Source organism: Catenovulum sp. SX2 (genome assembly GCF_052056295.1).
Lineage (GTDB): Bacteria > Pseudomonadota > Gammaproteobacteria > Enterobacterales > Alteromonadaceae > Catenovulum.
Window position 1 is genome coordinate 469,366 of sequence record NZ_CP182493.1, and the last position, 22,963, is coordinate 492,328.

The following is a 22,963-nucleotide window of genomic DNA, read 5'->3' on the forward strand; positions in this document are numbered from 1 at the left end:
AATGAACAAATACCCAAGTATCAATTTAAGATACTTGGGTTAACAAAATTTATAGGCTAGTCAAAATCAACAGTTACGCCATGTAATGAACCAGAACTACTTTGCTCATTACTACGCAGTTTAATTTTGAGGCGTAGATCATTTGGCGAATCTGCATGATGCAATGCATCAGCAAAATTAATCACACCTTTTTCGTACAATTCAAACAGTGCACTATCAAAAGTTTGCATACCCAATTCTTTTGATTTTTCCATTGCTTCTTTAATACCACCTAACTCATTACGCGCAATTAAATCTGCTATTAACGGCGAATTAAGCAAAATTTCTATCGCAGCTACGCGGCCACGACCATCTTTTGTTGGCACCAATTGTTGAGCAACAATTGCGCGTAAATTTAATGAAAGATCAAATAACAGCTTTTCTTTCATATCTTTCGGCACCATGTGCATAATACGATCTATAGCTTGGTTTGCATTATTCGCATGCAAGGTTGCCACACATAAGTGACCCGTTTCAGCAAACGACAAAGCATATTCCATAGTTTCTGCTGAACGAATTTCACCTATCATAATGACGTCTGGTGCTTGGCGCAGTGAACTTTTAAGCGCCGCATCAAAAGATTCAGTATCTACCCCAACTTCTCGTTGCGTGACAATAGACTTCTCATGCTGATGAACAAATTCAATAGGATCTTCTATGGTTAAAATATGCCCTCGGCTATTACGATTGCGATAACCCATTAATGCAGCTAGCGCTGTTGATTTACCAGTACCAGTTGCACCTACGTACAGAAACAAACCACGTTTTGCCATTATCACGTCTTTTAATACACCCGGCATGCCCATTTTATCGACATCAGGAATATCAGTATTAATTTTACGGATAACCATGCCTGTTTGCTCACGCTGTACAAAAGCGTTACAACGAAAACGCCCAACACCATCAACGGCTATCGCGTAGTTACATTCTTTGGTTTGTTCAAACTCAGCTTTTTGCACCTCATTCATGGTGCTATAAACCAAGTCGACGCTCGCTTGGTTGTCTAAAGTATTTTCATCTAGCGGCGTCATTTCACCATTAATTTTTGCGCATGGCGGACGACCAACGGTAATAAATAAATCAGATGCATCTTGCTGCACCATTTTTTCTAAATAAGGTTGAATTAACATAACCGACTCCTAGAACTGGCCTTTATTAACGGCTTTTGCTGCTGCAACCTGGCGAGTGATCATGCCGCTACTGACTAAATCAGCCAAACATTGATCCATAGTCTGCATACCAAAACCCATACCGGTTTGAATAGCTGAGTACATTTGCGCAACTTTATCTTCGCGGATTAAGTTACGTATTGCTGGTGTACCGACCATAATTTCATGTGCCGCCACACGACCGCCACCAGAGCGTTTTAATAGCGCTTGCGAAATTACTGCTTGTAGTGATTCAGATAACATTGAGCGCACCATAGGTTTTTCAGCTGCAGGAAATACATCCACAATACGGTCTATGGTTTTTGGTGCTGAGGTAGTATGCAAAGTACCAAAAACTAAATGGCCAGTTTCTGCTGCTGTCATCGCTAAGCGAATGGTTTCTAAGTCGCGCATCTCACCAACAAGAATAACATCTGGATCTTCACGCAAGGCTGAGCGCAGTGCATTGTTGAATGATTTAGTATCACGGTGCACTTCCCTTTGGTTAATTAAACTCAGTTTGTTTTGATGCACGAATTCAATTGGGTCTTCAATTGTTAGTATATGGTGATGTTTGTTTTGATTAATATAATCAACCATAGCCGCCAAGGTGGTACTTTTACCTGAACCTGTTGGCCCGGTTACCAGTACTAAACCCCGTGGTTTTTCAGCTAGTTCTTTAAATATATCTGGTGCATTTATATCGTCGAGTGACAATACTTCACTTGGAATAGTACGAAATACCGCAGAAGCACCACGGTTTTGCACAAATGCATTTACACGGAAACGTGCTAGATTTGGAATTTCAAACGAAAAGTCAGCTTCCCAGTTTTCTTCGTATTCTTTACGCTGCTTGTCATTCATAATGTCGTAAATAAGTTGATGCACTTGTTTATGGTCGAGCGCGGGTACGTTAATTTTACGTACATCACCATCTACCCTAATCATTGGCGGTACACCGGCTGAAAGGTGTAAATCTGACGCTTTATGTTCAACACTAAATGACAATAGTTCTGTAATATCCATCTTGGGTACTCCGCTGTTGTTAGCCTGTTCATGCTAGATTGTTATTTAAAAAATAGCAGAAACTTATAATTCTGTATGATTTCCAATGTAAAAAATCGGCAAAATAGCGCCGAAAAAGCAAGTTGTTATCCTGAGTTCAGGTGCTTTAGTCAACTTAATGATATATCATGACACCTGCCTCCAACCGAGCCAACCAAAAATTTTGATAAATGATAGCTATACAACAAAATTTAAACGAGATTAATCAACAAATTGCAGATTTAAATTGCAATACCCAACAAACAACACAATTGCTTGCGGTGAGTAAAACCAAACCTGCGAGTGATGTAATTGCTGCTTATCAAGCAGGCCAACGTAAATTTGGTGAAAATTACGCACAAGAAGGCGCAGACAAAGTTATTCAACTTGCTGATTACACAGACATTGAATGGCACTTTATCGGCCCTATTCAGTCGAACAAAACCAAACTAATAGCTGAAAATTTTGCTTGGGTACAAAGTTTAGACAGAGAAAAAATCGCCAAACGTTTAAGTGAACAACGCCCTATCGACAAAGGGAACTTGAATGTATGTATTCAAGTAAACATCTCGAACGAAGAGAATAAATCTGGTTTATCGTTAAATGAAGCAGCTGATTTTGCAAAACAGTTAAGCCAATACCCGAACTTAACTTTGCGCGGCATTATGGCTATACCACTTAATACCGACAATGCAGGCGAATTAAACAAGATGTTTAGCCAGTTGCATGATTTGTATCAAAGCTTGAAAAATGACTACCCGACTATAGATACCTTATCAATGGGGATGTCTAATGATATGCAAGCAGCTATTTTAAACGGCAGCACTATGGTACGAATTGGCACTGCAATTTTTGGTGCTCGCGGTTAAACGCTTATAAACACCATTAAAAATTTTAAATTTATAGAAGTTACAAAATGACAGAATCAAACAGAACAATCGCCTTTATCGGTGCTGGCAATATGTCCGCCAGCATTATTGCTGGTTTAGTTAAAAGTGGTTACGCCGCGGACAAAATTATTGCAGCCAACCCATCTATCGGTAAGTTAGATGCACTAAAAGAAAAATACGCAATTAACACCACTCAAGACAATAACCAAGCAGTTGCTCAAGCTGATGTGATTGTATTGGCCGTTAAACCACAAATGATAGCAGATATGCTAAATGCGTTAACAGTAGATAAAGCAGAGCTGAATAAAAAGCTGTTCATCTCAATAGCCGCTGGTATGCCGGTTGCGCGTTTCCAACAATTAATCAGCCAAGAAGCGGCAATTGTTAGAACTATGCCAAACACTCCGAGCTTATTAGGTTTAGGTTTAACCGGTTTATATGCCGCAGAAAACGTATCTGATGCAGACAAACAATTTACCGACACCTTAATGAGCGCGGTTGGTAAAACCGTTTGGGTAGAAAGCGAAGATGGCATTAATAACATAACCGCACTTGCTGGCAGCGCCCCTGCTTATTTCTTCCTATTTATGGAAGGCTTGGTTAAACAAGCAGAAAAATTAGGATTTTCAGCTGACGAAGCTAAATTAATTGTTGAGCAAGTTGCCAATGGCTCTGCACAAATGGTGCAACAAAATACGGATAAAACCATTACAGAACTGCGCCAACAAGTAACCTCTAAAGGCGGCACTACAGCTGCGGCTATTGCCAGTTTTGAAAGCAACAACTTAGACTCAGTTATTCAACAAGCCGTTGAAGCCTGTATTAATCGCGCCGAAGAAATGGCCAAACAAATGTAATTGAACGGAGTTATCCAATGAACGCACTACACTTTTTAATTACCACATTATTCGGCTTGTATTTAATGGCGATAGTTTTACGCTTTTGGTTACAAGCGGTACGCGCTGATTTTTATAATCCACTTAGCCAGTTTATTGTAAAAATTACCAACCCATTAGTTAAACCATTACAAGTTGTTTTGCCCAACGTCAAAAACTGGAATTTTGCTGCACTAGTGGCTGCCATTATTGTCGCTGCTGGTAAGTTTTTTGTTTTAGCATTGGTATTATCTCATCCAATTAACCCTGTCGGTTTTCTATTAGCAGGCGTAATTTCTGTTGTTTACGAATTTTTAAATATCGCGTTTTGGGTATTAATTATTCGCGCGATTTTAAGTTGGTTTAGCCAAGGCGGTTATAACCCAGCTGAACAAATTTTAGTGCAACTAACTGAGCCATTGGTTTCGCCAATACGTAAAGTTTTACCGCCAATGGGTGGATTAGATTTTTCAGTGTTGGTAGCGATTATTGCTATTCAGTTTATTAAAATATTGTTGTCTGATTTATTTGGTGGGTTTTAAATATCGCTATCAAGATACGTGTGTGCTTTTGGCTAGTAGAGTGTTATTTTCGCAAAAACGCTATATGAGGTAAATGTGTGGTACGGAGTCGACTATTCTTCCCTGAAGGGAAGGCCCTGTCGTCATCCATGACTCCACCTCATCAGACTGCGAAGCTTCGCTTCGGTTCTGATTCGCCCATGAAAAAGAGATTTTGCTCTAAATAACACTCCACTAACCAGCGCATCACACATCTTAATTTTCAGCGATAACATACCAAGAAGGTGGAAGGGCGTGTTGCGAACAAAACTTCATAAGGCATGGATGCCATATGCGAGCACTCAGGACGAGCTTGAAGCGTTTTTGAGAGTAATACCCCATTTACCTTCTAGCATAAGAATAAAAAGCTCCAAGCAACTAAGGAAAAACAATGTACGTTCATAAACTTTCTAAAATATTAGTCTTAGTAACTTCAATATTTTTTGCTTGCACAGCATCTGCCATTGAAGAATTTATCGACGACGGTAAAGGTGGTACCAACCCAAATATGACAGAAATCGGCACATGGCAAATTCACCACATTGCCTTTCCATCTACCTTTATTCAACCAGAAACCGCTAAAGCAATCGGCTTAGACCGACGTGGCAACTATGGCCTACTCAACATCAGCATCTTAGATTTGGCCAACAACAAAGCACCACTAAAATTAAAAGTGACTGGCTACGCACAAAATTTGATTGGTCACAGAAAAGAGCTAGAGTTTAAAGAAGTAGACGAAGGCATCGCCGTTTACTACCTAGCACAAGTACGCCACAGCAACGAAGAAATATTCCGCTTTTATATTACAGTGAAAGATCCAAAAACCGGCCGCAGAGAAGAATTTAGATTCCAACAAAAAATGTGGGTCGATTAGCCATTGGTCTTTTACACAACAAACAGAATTACAGCCCTTTGTATCTTTATAATAGTTTTTGATTTATTAACACAAAAACACACTAACACTATGAAGCGTTAGTGTGTTTAAAGTTGAAACTATTCCCGTTTAATCAGGCTTAGTATGTTTTAATGGAAGCTGACGGTGAAACGGTTTGCACCACCTAAACTATGATGAACTTCAGCATCATAGTTTGAATTTGCCTGAATCGTCGTTCTTTGATGTACAGCCGGACGCACCCAACGATTTTCAAATGTAATTAATGTCACTGAATCGCCCGGCATCATACAACCTAAAGTTGAAGTGTGATTCATCAAGTTGAACGCAGTTATCCCACCAAGCGACGTGCCAATGCTACTGATTTGACTACCCCCAAAAGCAACTTGCCAATATTCACCGTCCACTGATTTAATACCTAACATTGAATTTGATGAGTTTCTGTAATCAACCACACAATTACCTTGGTTTGTGATGGTAAATATTTCTCTGCTGCCAACTGAAGTTGAGCGCGAATAAATCGTTTTGTTGTCACCATCTAAATTAAAATAACGCTCAAATGAGGTTTTAAACGCAACCTTTAATACGGCAGGATTCGATTCCATTGCACTGCTCCATCTGGTTGCTTTACGTGCACCATCGGTTAATACCAACTGGCCGTTGTCGGTTAATACCAATAAATCGCCTGATGCTTGTGAAAGTGTTTTAACCAGACCATTGTTATTATTGTAAATCGCAACTTTGCTCTCGGTGTTAATAGTAACAAAATCACCACGGCCAGAAGTATGCGACTGCCAAATCACTTCGTGCATATCGTTAATGCCAGTACCACGACGAATGACAAAGTTGCCGGTATTATCAAAATGAGCAACAATTTTTTTGCCGGCAGATACCATATACTGGCCACGCTCTAAATAATCACCACGGCGTAATTCATCTTTTGCGACAAAATCAGTACTAGGCACACCAGTATGCAGCATCATGGTAAATCTTGAGTAAGGACCCATAGCCGATGTTTGCACCAACTTATCATCCGTACTCGTAATATAAGTATTGTGATAAGTAAGTAAACTAATGCTGTCCGCATGACGTAAACAACCACCCTGCTGAGTATGATTTACGATAGTAAAAGTTTCCCACTCTAAATAATTTCTGCTTTCAGCTGTCACTCGACCATCAGGGAAGGCAATTAATAAATGGTCATTAATTGTACGAACAAATATTTTATCATTGTGTTTTAAACATTGACGCGTGCCTTGTGATGAGCGATTTACAGGCAAGAAATAAAGCGTTTCCCATTCATTAATACCGGTAGAGTTAGCAAAAATCTGACCACCACCATTATTTTCAACCCACACAAAACGTTTTTGTTTGGTTCGAAGCGCTGTCACATTTAATGGCGCAATATGGTCTTGTGAAGGTGCTTTAAAATAAAAACCTAAACCAATATTTTTATCTGTATCTGCCTGTATGTATCCATCGTTTGCAGGCACAGGATAACGCCAAGTATCAATATAGCCCCATGCTTCATCTTCCGGATCCCATAATCTGATCTGGTTACCTAAACCTTCAGTTAGGCCACTATATCGATCAAAATGTAGTTGGTCGTCATGACCAGCAAATTCAAAGCGCAAACTTTCCCAGTTTTGCACCCAAGGCCTGTTGGTATAAATTTTTGAATGGCCGTCGGTAGTTGCACCGAAAAACTCGTTTCGATTTTGTGAACCATCACGCTTTAAATAAAAGAATGTATCATCTTCAAACTTGGTTGAATGATAACTGTACTGCATCACTGTGCCTGCTGGACGTGCCTTTTTAATGGTGTCTGAATTTGGCATCCAATAATAAGAGTTTTCTGTATGGTCTAGCATGTTTTCGTCATGCTCGAGAATATTGATATTAAATAAATCAAATTCAAAACGATTCAAATCGTAAGTTTCTGCGACAATCATAGTCATATCAGCGCGGTTACGATTAAAGTCCAGATCTGGGTTTAAACTAAAAGCAAAATTATTGTGTTTTGGCTCATAGTTTGGATCGAAAAACATGCCAAAATAATCTTTATAAACCGATAAATAACGACCTGAATCTATATGATAAAGTGAAAATTTATCTTTGGCTTCAATACATTCGCCCGGATAACTACGGTTTATAATTTTTAAATGTGAGCCTTCATTGCTTAAATAAGCATTATTATTTCCAGCGGTTATAAACTGGTTTCTACCTGCGTTTCTCAGACGCAATAGTGCACCATCTGGCACACAATATCCGCGCATTACATTAAAACCATCTACCCCCATCATTTCCCACCGTTCACCCATACCATTAACGGTTGGTATATGTGAACCCGCATCTGAAAGAAAACCACTGTAATAGGTTAATATGGCTAATTTTTCGTTGTTCCAAGTCGATTGGTGCCATTCAGCAGAAGACTGATTAATCGTCTCCATATTACCGGTAAAGAGTTTAAAAACAGTGCGGTTTTCTGCGTCACGCAATAAGTTGCCATTCGAACTTAAACCAAATTGACTACTGCCGTCGCTGCCAATACAAGTTGTGTCTAAGTTTTCAACCGTATAAGTTTGAACGTTTTCGCCAAAAGTGTGTTGACCGAATCTGTAACCTAAAAATAGTCCGTTGCGAACATCAGTAATAGAAATGGTATCGCCATTCGAAATACAGGTATTGGCGTCATTGTCATCAACTAATTCAACCACCATTTGCTGGCTTTGATTATTACTTGGGTTATAAAACACCTGACTGCCATGCATTTTTACCCATTTGGCATTGTATTGATTACTGGCAATCCCTTTGGTACTTAAAAACGTATCACTTTCTGCTGAATATAAAGCCGCAAAGTCAAACGTGGTTTCATATATAGGGCCTGGAGCCGCCTTAACCTGATTACCTACAACTAATGCTAACAGACCGAATAAGCCTGCTGATGCTGATTTTAAACGTACCATTTTTCTATCTTCCTCTGTAACAACTTGGGCACGATAGAATTTAAAATCAGAAATGTGCAGCAAATATGCAGAATTGCATTTTTTTAATTTTTTTGCAGGAGAGGTAAATCAATTGTCAGTTTAAGACCACCATAAGTAGAGTTAGCAGCACTAATCTTACCGCCATGCGCTTCAATTATTTTTTTGCTGATATATAAACCAAGTCCGGCTCCCCCGGTTGCGCGATTACGTGAATCATCAGCGCGGTAAAGTGGTTCAAAAACTAGGGTAAAATCTTCAGTCGGTATTCCAGGTGCACTGTCTGCAATTTCAATTGTGATCTTGTCGGAAAATTTGAGAACGGCAATATGAATCTCACCACCCGCATGTGTATGTTTAACACTATTATCAATTAAATTGGATAAAGCCTGACGTAAGTTATCAGGATCAACATCTACAACAATATTTTTATCTTTAACGACAAAATAAAGTTGCATCGATTTATATTTTACTGCTCGAGTTTGGGCTTCCGTGATACTGGCTATCATCTCGACTAAATTAGTCGGCGATCGTTGATTACAAAAAAATTGTTCATCTGATCTTGCTGCTGCTGATACCTGACTAATAAGCTGTTCAAAATCAGTGAATGTTTTCCAAACATTGGTAAATACTTTTTGTTTGTCGGTGTATATTTCATCTTCTATCAGTTCAAAATTCATTTTTAGAATTGATAAAGGCGTGCGTAAATCGTGTGAAATATCAGCTAATACCTGACTTTTTTGTGCAACAGAAGTCGCCATTAGTTGGGTTCTTTGATTATGTAAGCGAGTTTGTTCTTCTTTCGCTTCTTCTAACTTAGCGTGTGAATTCTCTATTGCCATTTCACTAAAATAGCAGACATAAGCCATTACAATTGACGCAATTGAAAAACGAATAAAACTGGTTAAATCCCACTCACCATTTTGCCACTCTCCAATGCCAAGCCCAGCAAGTGAAATTAGAATCAGATAAAAAGGCAAAACGAACTGCACGCCTCGTTTACGCCCTTCCAGCATAAATACAAATAACGGATAAAAGAAAGTCCACACTAAACCATAACTCTGGTTTTGGTTAACCGCAGAAAATGAAATTAAAAATACAGATAAAGCAAGGGTTACAAGCCGAATTGCAAAACGATAGTTTTTATCTAACTGCAATTTTTTCATCGCATACGCAGACACGGCAAAACCAGCGACATCCATAACACTGAGCAACCATTTTTGCTGAAACAGGTTATACAGGCTGAAAAAACTAAACAGCACCATAATCATAGTCAGCAATGATGAAATCAACACTAGCCTACGTGTTAATGCAATATCGTGTTTTGAATCTATACCTGCGGTTAGAAAGCGGTAAAAACGATTTTTCATCTTAAAATTTAGGATTATCCGTTAAGCAGTTAATTCATATTTATAACCAGCGCCATAAACAGAATGAATCGGGTTATTATTTAATGCAAACACACACAGTTTTTTCCGCAAATTACGGATATGGCTATCAACAGTTCGGTCGGAAACATCGCGAAAATCACTATACACTAAATCCAGAATCTGGCTGCGTGAAAAAATTTGTCCAGGACGCGAATACAATAAATTAAATAAATTAAATTCTATTGCAGTCAAATCAGCTTTTTTGCCATTGTAACTAACCGTTTGCGTTTCAGCGTTTACAAACAAACCAGCCGGTTCTTGAGTTGGAGAATGACCTACTCTTCTGATAGTGGCTTTAACTCGGGCAACCACTTCTTTAGCACTATAAGGTTTACAGACATAATCATCAGCGCCTATATTAAGTCCCAATATGCGGTCGCCTTCTTCAACCATAGCCGTTGTCATAATAATTGGCACCATACTAAATTCCCTGATTTCCCGGCAGATATCCCGACCATTTTTACCCGGTAACATTAAATCGAGCAGAATAACATCAGGGGCATTTCCCCTAACCCACTCAACCACTTGAGTTCCTTCATAAAAAATATGCGTATTAAAACCAGCAGCCTGCAGATAAGTATCGATTAGCTCAGCTATCAAAACTTCGTCTTCGACTATTAAAATAGTATTTTGATTCATTTAAGTGCCTAATTATTTACTGCGAACTGACTGGGCGCTATTAATCTTAAATATCCAATCAGTTCAAATTGGCGATAGTTCTCATGATACATAAGTATCATAGGTCACAATGAGCTTTATTACCCAATCGTCTCACCCAGCTTTGCTTTGACATTAACCAACCAGCCAAAACCATTATCAGCCATAGAGCATTTGGATAATAGGAATAAAACGAGCTAGCGTCTAACGTTTTAATCGCTAGCGTTGGCGCTGCAACCGCACCATATGCCTGCCAGTTAATTTTTCCTGTTGGCTCTATCACTCCATTGTACCCAGAATTGGTAACTCGAACCAAAGCTACACGGTTTTCTATCGCGCGTAACTGGGCTTGATAAAAGTGTTTTCTAGCTAGATATTGCGAATGACTCCAAGTTTCGTTTGCTACACTAACAAGCAGATTTGCGCCGGATGAAACTGCTGCTTGAGCGTATTTGGCAAAGTCAGCTTCATAACAAATTAACGGTGCAATATTAAGTGTTTGGTTCAGCGACATCACATTTGTTGATTTTCCTGCCTTATAAATATGGGTTTTTGGGAAATATTCCCGCAACCAATTCTCAAACGGTAAGTACTCAACAAAAGGCAATAACACTTGTTTTTTATGCTCCGCTGCTAATTGTTTATCTTTAAATAAACTCAACAAATTGTATCTATACGGTTTGTGGGTAAGAGAATTAAATTCAGAGGTAAAAGATAAATTATGCGTTAACACTGGTGCAGAGGTTTTTTCGCCAATTTTTTCTATAGCTCGAGTAAAGGCTACCCCACCTTTTTGTCGTACAGGATTTGGTAGTTCAGGCCAAATAATTAAATCGGATTGGCTATTTTCGACTGCGCTAAGCGTTTGCTCCGCCAAATACTCCACTTGCTGGTTACGTGTAACCGCTGTTTTAAAATCGCTTGGAACTATAGTTACTTGGCTTAGCTTGCTTGAATTGAGCAACTCAGATTCAATTTGGTTAATGCGTATATAACCGTATAACAAAATACCAGCTGCAACCGCTGCGACAGTCATAACTTGTACTTTATCTAACGCCTTTTCAGTAAAAAATTTATGGATACAAAACGCGACTTTAAAATTGAGGTAAATAACCAAAAAATCCAGCAATGCAATTCCACCCAAATCGGCCAACTGCAAAAAAAGCAAAGGCAGTTCAATATGAGTAGCAAATGACAAAGCAAAAGGTGACGGCATAAAATGAATCAGTAAAGTTAACAAAGTTGCCATTCGCAAACAGGCATAAGGCAAACTGTGATAACGGAAAAAACTAGCTAAACCAGCAAACACAATAAAAGGCATAATTTGCCAAATAGTAATAAGTGCAGAGCCGATATAAGCAACCCAGTGTTTGTCAGCCGCTTTTTCTATAAAGATATCCGGCAGCGTAATATAGATCCCGAGAGCAAAAGCGATAGCAGCAGCCAACCACAATAAAGCAGCCTGACGCCACTTGAGGTTAACACTGGCAAGAATTACAGGGATTAGCGCTATAAAGATAAGCGAATTGGCGTTGGGAAAATAAAATGCCAGCAATATAAATACGGATGAAATAAACGCTGCAGCACAGCGCAATAAACCTTTTGAAAACCGGCTTAGCAAAGTCAGTACCTTTGTGATTTTATTTTTAAGTTTTATTTTACATATACTAACTGTAACAGCAGCATTGAAGGAAGCTTTAGCTGTAGAAATTAACTGTAACTACTTAGCTAACTTAACAATCTTTCGTAAGTTAAAGTCTGGCGCGTTGTTGCTTTTAGATTTTAAAAAAATAACTAAAGTCTATTTGTCGCCATTTGCTGTTGTCTAGAAATGCGAGCATTTCAGCAACATTTTAGATTAATGAATGACTCGTTAAATTGACTCCAGAACTCTTTTAATAAACGGCCATTTGTTTTTCGTGTAGGCTTCGCGATCGTTATGATGCACTGAAGCTAATTCACGTTTTAAATTTGCGTATTCTTGTGCAATAACTTGATTGTTGCGCAACGTATCACGAAATTTTATTCGCTGCTTCCACAATTCGTTCTGGTATGGAATCAAGTGCAGGTGGTGTGTTCTATACTCGTTCGAAGGTTTACAAAACCAATGCATAACGTCAGCTTTGTACGGCCAGTACTCGTAGCCTGCCTCGACCAACAGGTCGATAGCAGCTTTTGACTCAGCGAGTGATTTAACCCCAAACATGACATCTATTACTGGCTTGGCAAGCATTCCGGGCACAGCTGTACTGCCAACATGCTCAATACTGCCAAAATTCCACTTACCTGCAATGGTTAATAGATGCTGTTTTTCAGCTGCAAACTTTAGCGGCCAAGATGAATCATATGCCTCAAGAATAACTGGAGCTGTTGTCATTATTTTAAATATCCCTTGTTAAACAAAATATGCTATCTCTAATCCAACTCAAGTTTAAGTTGCACAGCCCCTTGCTGTTCACTCAAACCAACATTAACGCCCAATAAACGCACACCTTTTTTCTGCGCTTTGCCATCAAATCTATTTAACCCTTCTTGCAATAAATAACGCAATACTGTGTGATCGAGTGTTTGGCACTGTTGCTCTTTGGTGGTGAGTTGAAAATCAGAAAATTTAAGTTTGATGCCAATTTTTTCGATTTGCCGATTGGACAAATAAGGTTGAAGCCTACGATTGAGTTCAGGCAATAGTTTGTCATTTAAGATTACTTGCAATTGTTCATAGCTAAAAAAATCTTGGCTGAAAGTGCGCTCTACCCCAACAGATTTACGCACTCGCTCTGTTTCCACTTCGCGCTCGTCTATGCCATGGCAACGTCGCCACAATACTTGGCCATATTTGCCAAAATGTTTGTGTAAATATTCCAGGCTAGAATTGCGTACATCTAACCCTGTATTCAAGCCATAGTTTTGCAACTTTTGCCAAGTCACTTTGCCAACACCTGGAATTTTTTTAAGCTCTAGCTCGTCGATAAAATCTTGTACTTGCTCAGGTTTAATTGTGTATTGGCCGTTCGGTTTATTTAAATCAGAAGCTATTTTTGCTAAGAATTTAATTGGTGCAATGCCTGCCGATGCGGTTAACCCTGTGGTTTGGTAAATTTCTTCACGAATAGTTTGCGCTAATAGTGTCGCAGAGCCGTTGTGTAAGGTACTGTTGCTTACATCTAAATAAGCTTCATCGAGTGATAATGGCTCAATTTTATCTGTGTATTGGGCAAATATTTGGCGGATTTGTTGGCTGGCCTCTTTATATACCTGCATTCGGCCGGGTAGAACAATTAAATCAGGGCACTTTTTTATTGCCAAAGCAGTTGGCATGGCAGAATGCACACCAAATTGGCGAGCAATGTAATTACAGGTAGATAACACTCCACGGCGATTAGAAGCACCACCGACAGCAACAGGTTGATTAATAAGTTTGGGATTGTCGCGAATTTCGACCGAAACATAAAAAGCATCCATGTCGATATGGACAAACTTTTTATTCATGTATAACCCTCTAGCTCAATTAACCAGAGGGAATTTACCACAAAACTGTATATTTAAACAGTTATCTTAAGAACGTTTTTGCCAATTTGATGGGTGTTTCTTAACATGTAAAACAGCGATCACCACAACGTTGTTATCTAAGACTAAGTAATATATACAGTATGGGAAGCGTCTAGATAAAACTCGTCTAACACTCTTATAAACGACTTGATATAAATAAGGTTCTTTACTTATTCTTGATAAAGATTCTTCAACGCAAAGCAAAAAGTCAGAGCCTAGGTTTTTTCTGCACTCTTCGTAATACTCATATGCGTCAGTTAAATCTTTTTCAGCATCAGGTAAAACCTGCTAAATGAAAACTCATTATTTATTTAGAATACGGGCTTTTACATTTGACCAACTATCACCTACTTGTTGAGTAGAATCTAATTGTTGTAAACGTTCATCTAGTATTTGTGTATGTTGCTGAGAAATTTCAACTTTATCGGCATCCGCTAAAACAGAATCCCAAATTTGCTCAGCTAAGAGTATTTTTTCTGAAACACTTAAAGCTTGAAGATTCATAAGTCACCTAAATAAATGGGCATGGTTAGACTACAGCAAACGCGAACGAAAAGAGCACGAGCACTTTTTAATTCATATCATTCAAAAATGCTTCGAAGTCTTCTTCTTCTTTTTCTGTCACCTGAGGTTTGGGCACATTACCATCATAAAGTTTAAATTGGCTACGTTGGAAGTAAGCTTCACGTACAAATAGGTATGGGTCTAAACTGTCGTTTAACATTTGCTCTTGTGCCATTAAACTAATTCGGCCTTCGACAGCTTTAATACTGATTCTAAGGGCTTTAATCCACAAGGTTAAATCATCCAATGGGAAGTAGGCTGAATCAACTAAATCACCAGCAAAGTTACGTGTGTCCGTTGGCCCCATAGCAGGTAACATTATATAAGGCCCGGTATTGATGCCCCATTTACCAAGCACTTCACCGAATTCTTCGTTGTTCACTTCAAGGCCCATATGGCTAGCTACATCAATTAAACCGAGTAAACCTACAGTTGAATTAATTAAAAATCTTCCTGTGCTTTTTGCTGCGCCTTCGCCTTTACCTTGCAATAAATTATTTACCGCAGACGATGGCTCTTCTAGGTTATTGGCGGCATTTAATAAACCTGTTCGGGCAAATTGTGGCATAACAGCTTCATAACCAACCGCAACCGGCCTTAAGATATAAGCGTCAAGTACATCATAGTTAAAGTCCCATATTGCGCGGTTTACATCTTCAAATGGGTCGGGAATTTCTTGTTGTACTTCTTTGGGTAAATTGGCTTGTTTGGCCGCCGTAGCTTGCGCATCTGCACTTTGTTTGCTTGCGCAGCCACTTAACATCAAGATCGCCGCAGCGACTAATAATTTAACTTGTTTCACGTTTTCCGTTCCGAAAATTATTCAATTTCAAACTGAACTTCTATTTTGATTCCAGCTGGATCGTACAAAAATATTTGGCTAGGTCTGTCAGCATAAGTCCTTTTGTCATAAGTGACATTCAGTTTGGTTAATTTGTTAACGAAGTCAGCCATATTGGGTAAATTAAACGCCATATGGTCTAACGAATAGTGCGAGCCAGCAGCTGTGGTTTTGTCTATATCTACAATTTGATTCAAATGTAAAATAGGTTGTTCACCCGCATACAACCAATAACCTGGGCGGCTCGTGTTTGGTCTATACCCTTGGACTAGACCAAATAGATCACAATAAAATTGCTTTACTTGCTCAATTTGTTCAGCTGATACATTCAGATTGAAGTGATTAAATCGCAATTTTATTCAGTTCCTATAATTCTATAGACACAACTGTGTTTTGCTCTAATGTAAGGGCGTCACTATTTTTTTCAACCTCACCATCCGCCAAACTGACGTCAGCGTCTTTCGATAACCGCACAGTGACATAAGCACTGGCCAAAGAAGACAAATTAAAGCCCTGCATCATGGCATTTTCATCGGTTAACTTAACACTTGTTGGTAACTGGCCATTTTCTATTGGCAAACGCACTACCGCCGCTGGCGGACCTGATAGCTGTGGTCGAGCAAATACCACTAAGTATTGGAATTCGGCCAACTTAGTTTTAGTTTGTTCACTTAAGCTAAAGTTAATTAACAAAGATTTACTTGCTCCAGCCGCACTTTGCTGCGCCGGTTGGCTTGCATGTGGCGCTTTAGCCATAGCAGCATGTGCACTCACTTGTGGTAGAGTTTGTTCTATGGCACTGCGGCGTGTATCGTTTTCAGGCAAATATTTAAGCGCTAATTGCCAATATTGTGCAGCGACTTCATTCTTCTGCAATTGAAATGCAGCGTAACCCGCCATAGTAAGTGCTTCACCGTCTGTTGGGTTTTGCTGCAATACTTCGTTATATAAACGCCCCGAACGCTTCATCATGCTTTCGTCGCCACTAGCTAACAAAGTTTGCGCTAAACTCATTTTACTCGCATAGTGATTAGCATCTAGCTTCAACGCATGCTCAAACGCCGCAATCGCTTCAGATAAATTATTTAAGCTGTAGGCAACTCGACCTAACAATAACCAACCTGTAGGATCATCAGGTTTTTCCGCCTGCTTAGTTCTTAAGCCTAGGTAAAATTCGTTTAATTCAGCTTTAGTGAAATTTTCATTGCCTTGCATTAATTTTTTGCCAAACTCAACAGTATTGCTTTGTGCTTGATACCACTGCTGCATTTGTGTTGGCTTACCTTGAATATAATAAATACCACTAGCAACAACTGCTGTAACCAAAGGCAGTACCCACATGGCTTTTTTAGAAATATGCAAACCACTACTTTGTTTAGCTTGAGCAAGCTCACTTGCTAGCTGCACAGTTAAGTCTTCTTTAGCAGATTTATACGCTTGCTCTTCTATTTTGCCCTGCTGTAAATCAGCGGCTAATTCTTGTAATTTTTCAGCGTATAAGTCACTAATGCGTTGGTTATCTTGTTTCCAGTTATGTTGTTTGGCCATCCAAGGCAACAATACTAAAATGCTGACAATAACTGAAAAGCCAACTAAAACTAATATTAACTCGTTCACGATTTACCTTTAGATTCAAACTTATCAATCAGGGCTTGTGCCTGCTCTAAACTTTCCGCGTCTACGCCGGTAGACTCTTTTTCACGTCGACCTTTTTTCAATACAAACAAAACAAGGGCTAAAGCAATAACAATTGGCACTAACCACAACCAAATAGTCACCATATTAATCGGTGGATCGTAATGCACAAATTGGCCATATCTTTGCACCATAAAGTCGATAACTTGATCTTTACTTTGACCTTGTTTAACTAACTCATAAGTTTTGTTTTTAAGGTCAATCGCGACCATAGCGTTTGAGTCAGCTATGTTTTGGTTTTGACATTTGGGGCAGCGTAACTCTTCAACTAATTCACCAAAGATTTTTTGTTGTTTGGCATCGTCAAATGGATAACTTTCTTCAACCGCTTGCGCAACACTGGTGATTAATACAAAACTAAAGCTTAGTAGAGCGATAAATAATTTTTTCATTAATTCTGCTCCAGTGATTGTTGACTGCCACTTGCTGATGGAAACAAAGGCGCAAATTCATTTTGCCAAACTCTGTGGTCGATTGCCCCACGTCTATGCGCGATAATTGTGCCTTTGTCATCAATTAAAAAGCTTTCTGGCGCACCTGTAACACCTAAGTCTAACGACAGGTCACGCTTTTCATCATAGATGTTAAATTGGAATGGGTTGCCAAGTTGCGCGAGCATTTGAGTCACGTCTTTACGGGTATTGCGTACATCTAATTCACCAAATGCAGCTTCTGCGGCATTGTCATAATAGACACCAACAATTTTCACTCCTTGTTGGCGCAACTGCGTCATAAATGGCAGTTCAACTCGGCATGTCACACACCAAGTTCCCCAAACATTGATCAAAGTGTAATCACCCAACAAATCTTGTTTAGTGTATAGCTTGTTTTCATCCATTAAATCAGCTAACTGAAACTCTGGAAAAGGTTTAGCTAGATTGGCGTTTTCAATATTAGTCGGGTCTGAATACAAACCTTTATACAAAAAGATACTAACCAATAAAAATGCAACTATTGGAATGAGCAGTTTATAGTTCTTCATTCAAATTTAATCCTTTGCTCTATAACGGTATCAGAAGCTTCTTTGTTCACGACACTCTGTCCACCAACAATATTTGATGCTGTTGGCTGCTCTGTTTTTTGTTCGCGCCACGCTAATACTTTACGATAGCGTTTATCCAAAATACACATAATTGAGCCTAACACCATTAATAAACCACCTAACCAAATCCAGCGGACAAAAGGTTTAACATTGGCGGTTACTGCCCAAGCTTTTCCATCTAACTGTTCACCCAAACTAATATAAATATCGCGCCATAAACCTGCGTTTATGCCAGCTTCTGTCATTACATTTGAATGCATTTTGTAATAGCGTTTCTCGGCTTTCAGTGAAAAGGTATCTGAGCCATTGCTTACATCAAAATGGGCGTGATAAGCCGAATAATTTGGACCTTGAAATTGTTCAACTTTGGTAAAGTTAAATACATAACTCTCAACAGTAACACTCTGCCCTGGGCTGATACGGACACTTTTATCAACACTGGCGACTTTAGTAATGGCAATGCCTATCACGAGGGCAGCAAAACCTAAATGGCCAAGTGACATACCCCAGTGAGTAAGTGGCAGTGGATTATTTTTACTTGAAGTAATCAACTCGTAAATCACTAAAGCGGCTAACCAAGTTGCTAAAACCACACCCAACAAACTAAAGAAGGTATTAATTTGCAACGTGAGATAACAAGTTAGCGCGACAATTATGGCAGGTACTATACCAACTAACAGTTTGTTTCTAATTCGGCTAAATCTGTCTTGTTTCCAACGAACAAATGGCCCAATGGACAACACTAGAATAAAAGGAATAAACCAAATTGAAGAGACTTTATCAAAAAACGGCGCACCAATTGAAATTGAGCCGAGACCGATTTCTTTGTGTACCAAAGGCAACAAAGTACCAAGTAACACAACAATTAACGCGGCGACGAGCAATACATTATTGATAAATAACAATACTTCACGTGAAAACAATTTATATCTATGGGTACTGACCACTTTATCTGCGCGCCAAGCGTATAAAGTTAACGCACCGCCGATCACAGCTAACAAGTAAATCAGAATGAATAAACCACGTGTTGGATCACTCGCAAACGCATGCACAGACACTAAAATACCTGAACGAACTAAGAAGGTACCTAACAAACTAAGTGAGAAAGCAGAAATTGCTAATAACACAGTCCAACTTTTAAACGCACCGCGTTTTTCGGTTACCGCTAAACTATGAATAAGCGCGGTACCGGCGATCCAAGGCATAAATGATGCGTTCTCAACTGGATCCCAAAACCACCAGCCGCCCCAGCCAAGTTCATAATATGCCCACCAGCTACCTAAAGTAATACCAGCAGTTAAAAAGCCCCAAGCAGATAATGTCCACGGGCGTGACCAACGTGCCCAAGTTGCATCTAATTTACCACCAATTAACGCAGCAACGGCAAAAGCAAAAGCAACAGAAAAACCAACATAGCCCATATACAACATAGGTGGATGGATAATTAAACCTATATCCTGTAATAGCGGATTTAAATCTCGTCCATCAATTGGGTAAAGTGGAAATGTTCGCTCAAATGGATTAGAGGTAAAAATAACAAATGCTAAAAAGCCAATGGCAATGAAGCCCATAACCGCGAGCACACGTGCAACGTCTTCATCATCTAAACTCGCACTAAAAAAAGCCACACCTGCAGTCCACAAGCTTAAAATCCATACCCATAATAACAATGAACCTTCATGTGCCCCCCATACAGCAGATAATCTGTAATACCAAGGCAAATCAGAATTTGAGTTCATCGCCACATAAGTAACGGAAAAATCATTGTGGTAAAACGCCCAACTCAGGCAGAAAAACGCCACTGACAACAAGGCAAAATTGGCGTAAACCAAAGGTTTAGCTAGCGCGACAAATTCAACAATTTTCTTTTGCGCGCCGATCAACGGGAAAATTGCTAAACAAATTGCAAATACAAAACTGATCAGCAGCGAAAAGTGACCTATCTCTGGCAGCATTATTTGTATCCTAATTCTTGGTTTTCAGAAGGTTTAACATGTTTAATGCCTTTCATAGCTTCAGCTAAATCTGGCGGCATGTATTCTTCATCATGTTTAGCTAATACTTCAAAAGCTTCGATCACATTGCCTTCGCGTAAATAACCGTTTGCAACTATGCCCTGACCTTCACGGAACAAATCAGGCAAAATACCATCGTAACGCACTATTACTTTTGGCCCTGTATCTTGCAATTCAAATTCTACTTTTAAGCTTTCAGGATCGCGTCTTACGCTACCTTCAACCACCATACCACCAATACGTAAACGCTGGCCGACTGAAGGTTTAACACCTGTTTCTTTTTTACCGTGAATGATTTCGCTTGGCGTATAAAACAAATCAATGTTTTCACTTAAAGCATATAAAATTAATCCAACAGTCACCGCCAAACCTAAGATTAAACTCAAGCCAGTATATAAACGTTTTTGCCGTCTAGTTGTCATAGTTTCATCTCCGAATTGACTTGTTGCTGCCTAATAGTACGAACTTGTTGTTGTTGACCAATTTCTTGTTCAATGGACTTTCGTTGCCATTTTGACCAAACAAACAAGCCGATTATTAGCAAAAACGCTAATCCGTAAGATAGCCACACATAGAAGGCGTATCCATTCATTGCGAGAAAATCTGCAAAAGATTCAAATGCACCCATAGTTATTTACCTAAAATTTCTAAAACCCATTTGCGATGGCTTTCGGCCCGCAGTAATTCTGTTGCAAAACGATAACAAGTAAATGCAATAAACAAACACAACACAGAAACAATGTTAATCAACAAAGGCCACAACATTGACGGCGCGATTGAAGGTTTGTCTAACTTAGTAATACTCGCGCCTTGGTGCAATGTATTCCACCATTCAACCGAGTAATGAATAATAGGTACGTTAACCATACCTATTACCGCTAAAATACACGCGGCTTTCGCGCCTGTACGTTTGTCATCAAAACTTTGAAAAAGTGCAAAAACGCCTAGATATAAAAATAATAAAATAAGCTCAGAAGTTAATCTTGCGTCCCATACCCACCAAGTGCCCCACATGGGTTTGCCCCATAATGAACCGGTGAAAAGCGCAATTGCAGTAAATGCTGCACCAATGGGTGCCATTGCCAAAACGCTAATTTCTAACAAGCGAATTTGCCAGACCAAAGCACAAAAACCTGCTATGCCCATAGACATATATACGCCCATTGACCAAATAGCCGCAGGCACATGAATGTACATAATACGCGCTGAGTCACTTTGTTGATAATCGGTTGGCGCAAACATAAGCCCCCACACACAGCCAACCAATAAACCTATGATAGCAATAGGCATAAAGAACTTTTGAAAGGCCATAGAAAGTTGATAAGCCTTTTCTGGTTTTGCGTAAGGATGTAACCATCTGAACATAGTTGTTAACCCATATTTAGTTTTAGCGCTTGAGCTGTTGCTAGAGGTGCAATTGTTAATGAAAACACCGCCAGCGCAGCTAATATTGTTATTGGAGCCGTATACGGCAAACTTTGTTGTGCAGCGTCCATAGCTGCACCTGCAAAAATGAGAGCTGGTATTAATAGTGGGATAAGCAACAGAGCCATAACACCACCACCTTTGCGACTAGAGACTAATAAAGCGCTCGCGACCGCACCTAAACAAGCCGTTAATATACTACCCAGCAGCAAGGTTTGTACCAGAACTGACCAAAGGTTAATTTCCATCGACATAAAAGGCACCAGCAAAAAGCTGCAAATTACCAAAGGCAAACAATACAATAACCAAAAGCTGATAATGCGTGATGTGACAATTAAACTATGTGGCGTGCCGGATAAAAACAACTGCTCTAACCAGCCGTTTTCATAATCTTCAGCAAACATACGTGGCAGTGCAATCAACATAGATAATATTAAAGCGATCCAGCCAACTGCACTGGCCAAACGCGCTAATAATTTACCATCAGGCCCAACAGTTATCGGAAATAACACAATCACTAAAATAAAGAACAACACAGGCAGGAGAAATTCATGTTTTTGAATAGCGGCGATTTGTAAATCACGTTTAATTGAATGGGCAAAAAACTTAGAGAAAGACATTAAAATCTGTACTCCAAGGTTAATACATCATCAATAACATCTGCGGGTAAATCTTGATGACTAGTGACCATGATAATGCCACCCTGCTGTTTATGCCGAGCAAACAATGCATTTAACACAGCAACCCCTTTAACATCTATCGAAGTAAAAGGTTCATCCAGCACCCAAAGTTTTGCATTTGAATTCCATAAACGGCTTAAAGCAACCCGGCGCTTTTGCCCGGCAGATAAAAATTTGACGGGAACATCGTGTAAGCCTGACAAACCGACTTTGTCTATGAGCTCTAACACATCAATTTGTTGATTTTTTAAATTACACCAATGCTGCATATTTTGTTCGGCGCTGAGCCATTCGTTTACTGCTGGTTTGTGTCCCAAATAAAGAATATTATGCCCGCAATCTGAAATAGCTTGTTGATCTAACTCAACCTCACCTTCTTGTAACTGATTTAAACCGACCACGCTGCGCATAAGGGTGGTTTTACCAGCACCATTTGGCCCCTTCAGATAAAGTAAGCTACCCTGATTGATAGTGAAGGATAAATCTTCAAATAAGATGCGCTGATTTCTAATGCATGTGAGGTTGTTGGCCGATAACAAAATACATGACCACAAGGTTGATTTAACTTGATTTCGGATACTAACATATTCTGCATGTTTGGCTACACCCTATTCGAACTAACCGCCGAAATGA

24 protein-coding genes and 1 pseudogene are annotated in these 22,963 nt (G+C 39.4%); 4 read left to right on the forward strand and 21 right to left on the reverse strand.

The features are described from left to right. Positions 1–56: 56 nt before the first annotated feature. Both ACMZOO_RS02035 and ACMZOO_RS02040 read right to left on the reverse strand, forming a co-directional pair. Complete coding sequence (locus ACMZOO_RS02035) at positions 57–1,169, reverse strand: PilT/PilU family type 4a pilus ATPase (RefSeq protein WP_440905115.1); 1,113 nt, start codon at positions 1,167–1,169, stop codon at positions 57–59. A 9-nt stretch (positions 1,170–1,178) separates the two neighbouring features. Further along, on the reverse strand, positions 1,179–2,213 hold the full coding sequence (locus tag ACMZOO_RS02040; protein ID WP_440905117.1) for a type IV pilus twitching motility protein PilT: 1,035 nt from the start codon (positions 2,211–2,213) through the stop codon (positions 1,179–1,181). Positions 2,214–2,422: 209 nt separating this feature from the next. On the opposite strand from ACMZOO_RS02040, the gene ACMZOO_RS02045 reads away from it, so the two are divergent. The 4 genes from ACMZOO_RS02045 to ACMZOO_RS02060 all read left to right on the forward strand — a co-directional run bounded on the left by ACMZOO_RS02045 (position 2,423) and on the right by ACMZOO_RS02060 (position 5,430). Continuing rightward, positions 2,423–3,100 (forward strand): YggS family pyridoxal phosphate-dependent enzyme, encoded by a 678-nt coding sequence (locus ACMZOO_RS02045; protein ID WP_440905119.1) that lies wholly within the window; start codon positions 2,423–2,425, stop codon positions 3,098–3,100. A 47-nt stretch (positions 3,101–3,147) separates the two neighbouring features. Further along, the gene (gene proC, locus ACMZOO_RS02050; protein ID WP_440905121.1) at positions 3,148–3,978 is read left to right on the forward strand and encodes a pyrroline-5-carboxylate reductase; all 831 of its coding nucleotides are present in this window, start codon (positions 3,148–3,150) and stop codon (positions 3,976–3,978) included. A gap of 17 nt (positions 3,979–3,995) precedes the next feature. Next, complete coding sequence (locus ACMZOO_RS02055; RefSeq protein WP_440905123.1) at positions 3,996–4,538, forward strand: YggT family protein; 543 nt, start codon at positions 3,996–3,998, stop codon at positions 4,536–4,538. Positions 4,539–4,947: 409 nt separating this feature from the next. Next, positions 4,948–5,430 carry a DUF4426 domain-containing protein gene (locus tag ACMZOO_RS02060; RefSeq protein ID WP_440905125.1) on the forward strand — a complete coding sequence of 161 codons (483 nt, stop codon included), beginning with the start codon at positions 4,948–4,950 and terminating at the stop codon, positions 5,428–5,430. A gap of 149 nt (positions 5,431–5,579) precedes the next feature. On the opposite strand, the gene ACMZOO_RS02065 is transcribed toward ACMZOO_RS02060, so the two are convergent. The 19 genes and pseudogenes from ACMZOO_RS02065 to ccmA all read right to left on the reverse strand — a co-directional run bounded on the left by ACMZOO_RS02065 (position 5,580) and on the right by ccmA (position 22,869). Next, the gene (locus tag ACMZOO_RS02065) at positions 5,580–8,414 is read right to left on the reverse strand and encodes a hypothetical protein (RefSeq protein WP_440905127.1); all 2,835 of its coding nucleotides are present in this window, start codon (positions 8,412–8,414) and stop codon (positions 5,580–5,582) included. A gap of 83 nt (positions 8,415–8,497) precedes the next feature. Further along, positions 8,498–9,802, reverse strand: coding sequence for a sensor histidine kinase (locus ACMZOO_RS02070; RefSeq protein ID WP_440905129.1), 1,305 nt, complete (start codon positions 9,800–9,802; stop codon positions 8,498–8,500). Positions 9,803–9,823: 21 nt separating this feature from the next. Next, positions 9,824–10,501 carry a response regulator gene (locus tag ACMZOO_RS02075; protein WP_440905131.1) on the reverse strand — a complete coding sequence of 226 codons (678 nt, stop codon included), beginning with the start codon at positions 10,499–10,501 and terminating at the stop codon, positions 9,824–9,826. A 97-nt stretch (positions 10,502–10,598) separates the two neighbouring features. Further along, the gene (gene lnt / locus ACMZOO_RS02080) at positions 10,599–12,140 is read right to left on the reverse strand and encodes an apolipoprotein N-acyltransferase (protein WP_440905133.1); all 1,542 of its coding nucleotides are present in this window, start codon (positions 12,138–12,140) and stop codon (positions 10,599–10,601) included. Between the two features lie 252 nt (positions 12,141–12,392). Further along, positions 12,393–12,896, reverse strand: a complete 504-nt coding sequence (locus tag ACMZOO_RS02085; protein WP_440905135.1) for a GrpB family protein — start codon at positions 12,894–12,896, stop codon at positions 12,393–12,395. A 38-nt stretch (positions 12,897–12,934) separates the two neighbouring features. Further along, the gene (gene dinB / locus ACMZOO_RS02090; protein ID WP_440905137.1) at positions 12,935–14,008 is read right to left on the reverse strand and encodes a DNA polymerase IV; all 1,074 of its coding nucleotides are present in this window, start codon (positions 14,006–14,008) and stop codon (positions 12,935–12,937) included. A gap of 66 nt (positions 14,009–14,074) precedes the next feature. Further along, positions 14,075–14,335: pseudogene (locus ACMZOO_RS02095) on the reverse strand (type II toxin-antitoxin system RelE/ParE family toxin); the annotation flags it as partial. A gap of 36 nt (positions 14,336–14,371) precedes the next feature. Then, entirely contained in the window at positions 14,372–14,572 is a 201-nt protein-coding gene (locus tag ACMZOO_RS02100) for an addiction module protein (protein ID WP_440905139.1), read from the reverse strand. Positions 14,573–14,639: 67 nt separating this feature from the next. After that, complete coding sequence (locus tag ACMZOO_RS02105; protein WP_440905141.1) at positions 14,640–15,434, reverse strand: MlaA family lipoprotein; 795 nt, start codon at positions 15,432–15,434, stop codon at positions 14,640–14,642. Between the two features lie 17 nt (positions 15,435–15,451). Continuing rightward, positions 15,452–15,826, reverse strand: coding sequence for a VOC family protein (locus ACMZOO_RS02110; RefSeq protein WP_440905143.1), 375 nt, complete (start codon positions 15,824–15,826; stop codon positions 15,452–15,454). A 13-nt stretch (positions 15,827–15,839) separates the two neighbouring features. Next, positions 15,840–17,090 (reverse strand): c-type cytochrome biogenesis protein CcmI, encoded by a 1,251-nt coding sequence (gene ccmI, locus ACMZOO_RS02115; RefSeq protein ID WP_440905145.1) that lies wholly within the window; start codon positions 17,088–17,090, stop codon positions 15,840–15,842. Next, entirely contained in the window at positions 17,087–17,560 is a 474-nt protein-coding gene (locus ACMZOO_RS02120) for a cytochrome c-type biogenesis protein (protein WP_016954823.1), read from the reverse strand. The genes ccmI and ACMZOO_RS02120 overlap by 4 nt, the downstream gene beginning before the upstream one ends. Continuing rightward, complete coding sequence (locus ACMZOO_RS02125; protein WP_440905148.1) at positions 17,560–18,150, reverse strand: DsbE family thiol:disulfide interchange protein; 591 nt, start codon at positions 18,148–18,150, stop codon at positions 17,560–17,562. The genes ACMZOO_RS02120 and ACMZOO_RS02125 overlap by 1 nt, the downstream gene beginning before the upstream one ends. Further along, on the reverse strand, positions 18,147–20,165 hold the full coding sequence (locus ACMZOO_RS02130; protein ID WP_440905150.1) for a heme lyase CcmF/NrfE family subunit: 2,019 nt from the start codon (positions 20,163–20,165) through the stop codon (positions 18,147–18,149). Before ACMZOO_RS02130 ends, ACMZOO_RS02125 begins: the two co-directional genes overlap by 4 nt. Continuing rightward, a complete protein-coding gene (gene ccmE, locus ACMZOO_RS02135; RefSeq protein ID WP_440905152.1) occupies positions 20,165–20,647 on the reverse strand; it encodes a cytochrome c maturation protein CcmE in 483 nt (160 codons plus the stop codon). Before ccmE ends, ACMZOO_RS02130 begins: the two co-directional genes overlap by 1 nt. Further along, the gene (gene ccmD / locus ACMZOO_RS02140; protein ID WP_440905154.1) at positions 20,644–20,853 is read right to left on the reverse strand and encodes a heme exporter protein CcmD; all 210 of its coding nucleotides are present in this window, start codon (positions 20,851–20,853) and stop codon (positions 20,644–20,646) included. Before ccmD ends, ccmE begins: the two co-directional genes overlap by 4 nt. 2 nt (positions 20,854–20,855) lie before the next feature. Next, positions 20,856–21,590, reverse strand: coding sequence for a heme ABC transporter permease (locus tag ACMZOO_RS02145; RefSeq protein ID WP_016954818.1), 735 nt, complete (start codon positions 21,588–21,590; stop codon positions 20,856–20,858). 5 nt (positions 21,591–21,595) lie between these two features. Continuing rightward, positions 21,596–22,270 (reverse strand): heme exporter protein CcmB, encoded by a 675-nt coding sequence (gene ccmB, locus ACMZOO_RS02150; protein ID WP_440905156.1) that lies wholly within the window; start codon positions 22,268–22,270, stop codon positions 21,596–21,598. Then, on the reverse strand, positions 22,270–22,869 hold the full coding sequence (gene ccmA / locus ACMZOO_RS02155) for a cytochrome c biogenesis heme-transporting ATPase CcmA (RefSeq protein ID WP_440905158.1): 600 nt from the start codon (positions 22,867–22,869) through the stop codon (positions 22,270–22,272). The genes ccmB and ccmA overlap by 1 nt, the downstream gene beginning before the upstream one ends. Positions 22,870–22,963: the final 94 nt, after the last annotated feature.

Excerpts from the sequence above, each read along its gene's own strand:
- proC (WP_440905121.1), top strand. The coding sequence starts at position 3,148 with ATGACAGAATCAAACAGAACAATCGCCTTTATCGGTGCTGGCAATATG.
- ACMZOO_RS02085 (WP_440905135.1), bottom strand. The coding sequence starts at position 12,896 with ATGACAACAGCTCCAGTTATTCTTGAGGCATATGATTCATCTTGGCCG.
- ACMZOO_RS02125 (WP_440905148.1), bottom strand. The coding sequence starts at position 18,150 with ATGAAGAACTATAAACTGCTCATTCCAATAGTTGCATTTTTATTGGTT.
- ACMZOO_RS02040 (WP_440905117.1), bottom strand. The coding sequence starts at position 2,213 with ATGGATATTACAGAACTATTGTCATTTAGTGTTGAACATAAAGCGTCA.
- ACMZOO_RS02065 (WP_440905127.1), bottom strand. The coding sequence starts at position 8,414 with ATGGTACGTTTAAAATCAGCATCAGCAGGCTTATTCGGTCTGTTAGCA.
- ACMZOO_RS02070 (WP_440905129.1), bottom strand. The coding sequence starts at position 9,802 with ATGAAAAATCGTTTTTACCGCTTTCTAACCGCAGGTATAGATTCAAAA.
- ACMZOO_RS02055 (WP_440905123.1), top strand. The coding sequence starts at position 3,996 with ATGAACGCACTACACTTTTTAATTACCACATTATTCGGCTTGTATTTA.
- ACMZOO_RS02075 (WP_440905131.1), bottom strand. The coding sequence starts at position 10,501 with ATGAATCAAAATACTATTTTAATAGTCGAAGACGAAGTTTTGATAGCT.
- ACMZOO_RS02060 (WP_440905125.1), top strand. The coding sequence starts at position 4,948 with ATGTACGTTCATAAACTTTCTAAAATATTAGTCTTAGTAACTTCAATA.
- ccmE (WP_440905152.1), bottom strand. The coding sequence starts at position 20,647 with ATGACAACTAGACGGCAAAAACGTTTATATACTGGCTTGAGTTTAATC.
- ACMZOO_RS02120 (WP_016954823.1), bottom strand. The coding sequence starts at position 17,560 with ATGAAAAAATTATTTATCGCTCTACTAAGCTTTAGTTTTGTATTAATC.
- ACMZOO_RS02100 (WP_440905139.1), bottom strand. The coding sequence starts at position 14,572 with ATGAATCTTCAAGCTTTAAGTGTTTCAGAAAAAATACTCTTAGCTGAG.
- ACMZOO_RS02035 (WP_440905115.1), bottom strand. The coding sequence starts at position 1,169 with ATGTTAATTCAACCTTATTTAGAAAAAATGGTGCAGCAAGATGCATCT.
- ccmB (WP_440905156.1), bottom strand. The coding sequence starts at position 22,270 with ATGTCTTTCTCTAAGTTTTTTGCCCATTCAATTAAACGTGATTTACAA.
- dinB (WP_440905137.1), bottom strand. The coding sequence starts at position 14,008 with ATGAATAAAAAGTTTGTCCATATCGACATGGATGCTTTTTATGTTTCG.
- ACMZOO_RS02045 (WP_440905119.1), top strand. The coding sequence starts at position 2,423 with ATGATAGCTATACAACAAAATTTAAACGAGATTAATCAACAAATTGCA.
- ccmD (WP_440905154.1), bottom strand. The coding sequence starts at position 20,853 with ATGGGTGCATTTGAATCTTTTGCAGATTTTCTCGCAATGAATGGATAC.
- ACMZOO_RS02130 (WP_440905150.1), bottom strand. The coding sequence starts at position 20,165 with ATGCTGCCAGAGATAGGTCACTTTTCGCTGCTGATCAGTTTTGTATTT.
- ACMZOO_RS02145 (WP_016954818.1), bottom strand. The coding sequence starts at position 21,590 with ATGTTCAGATGGTTACATCCTTACGCAAAACCAGAAAAGGCTTATCAA.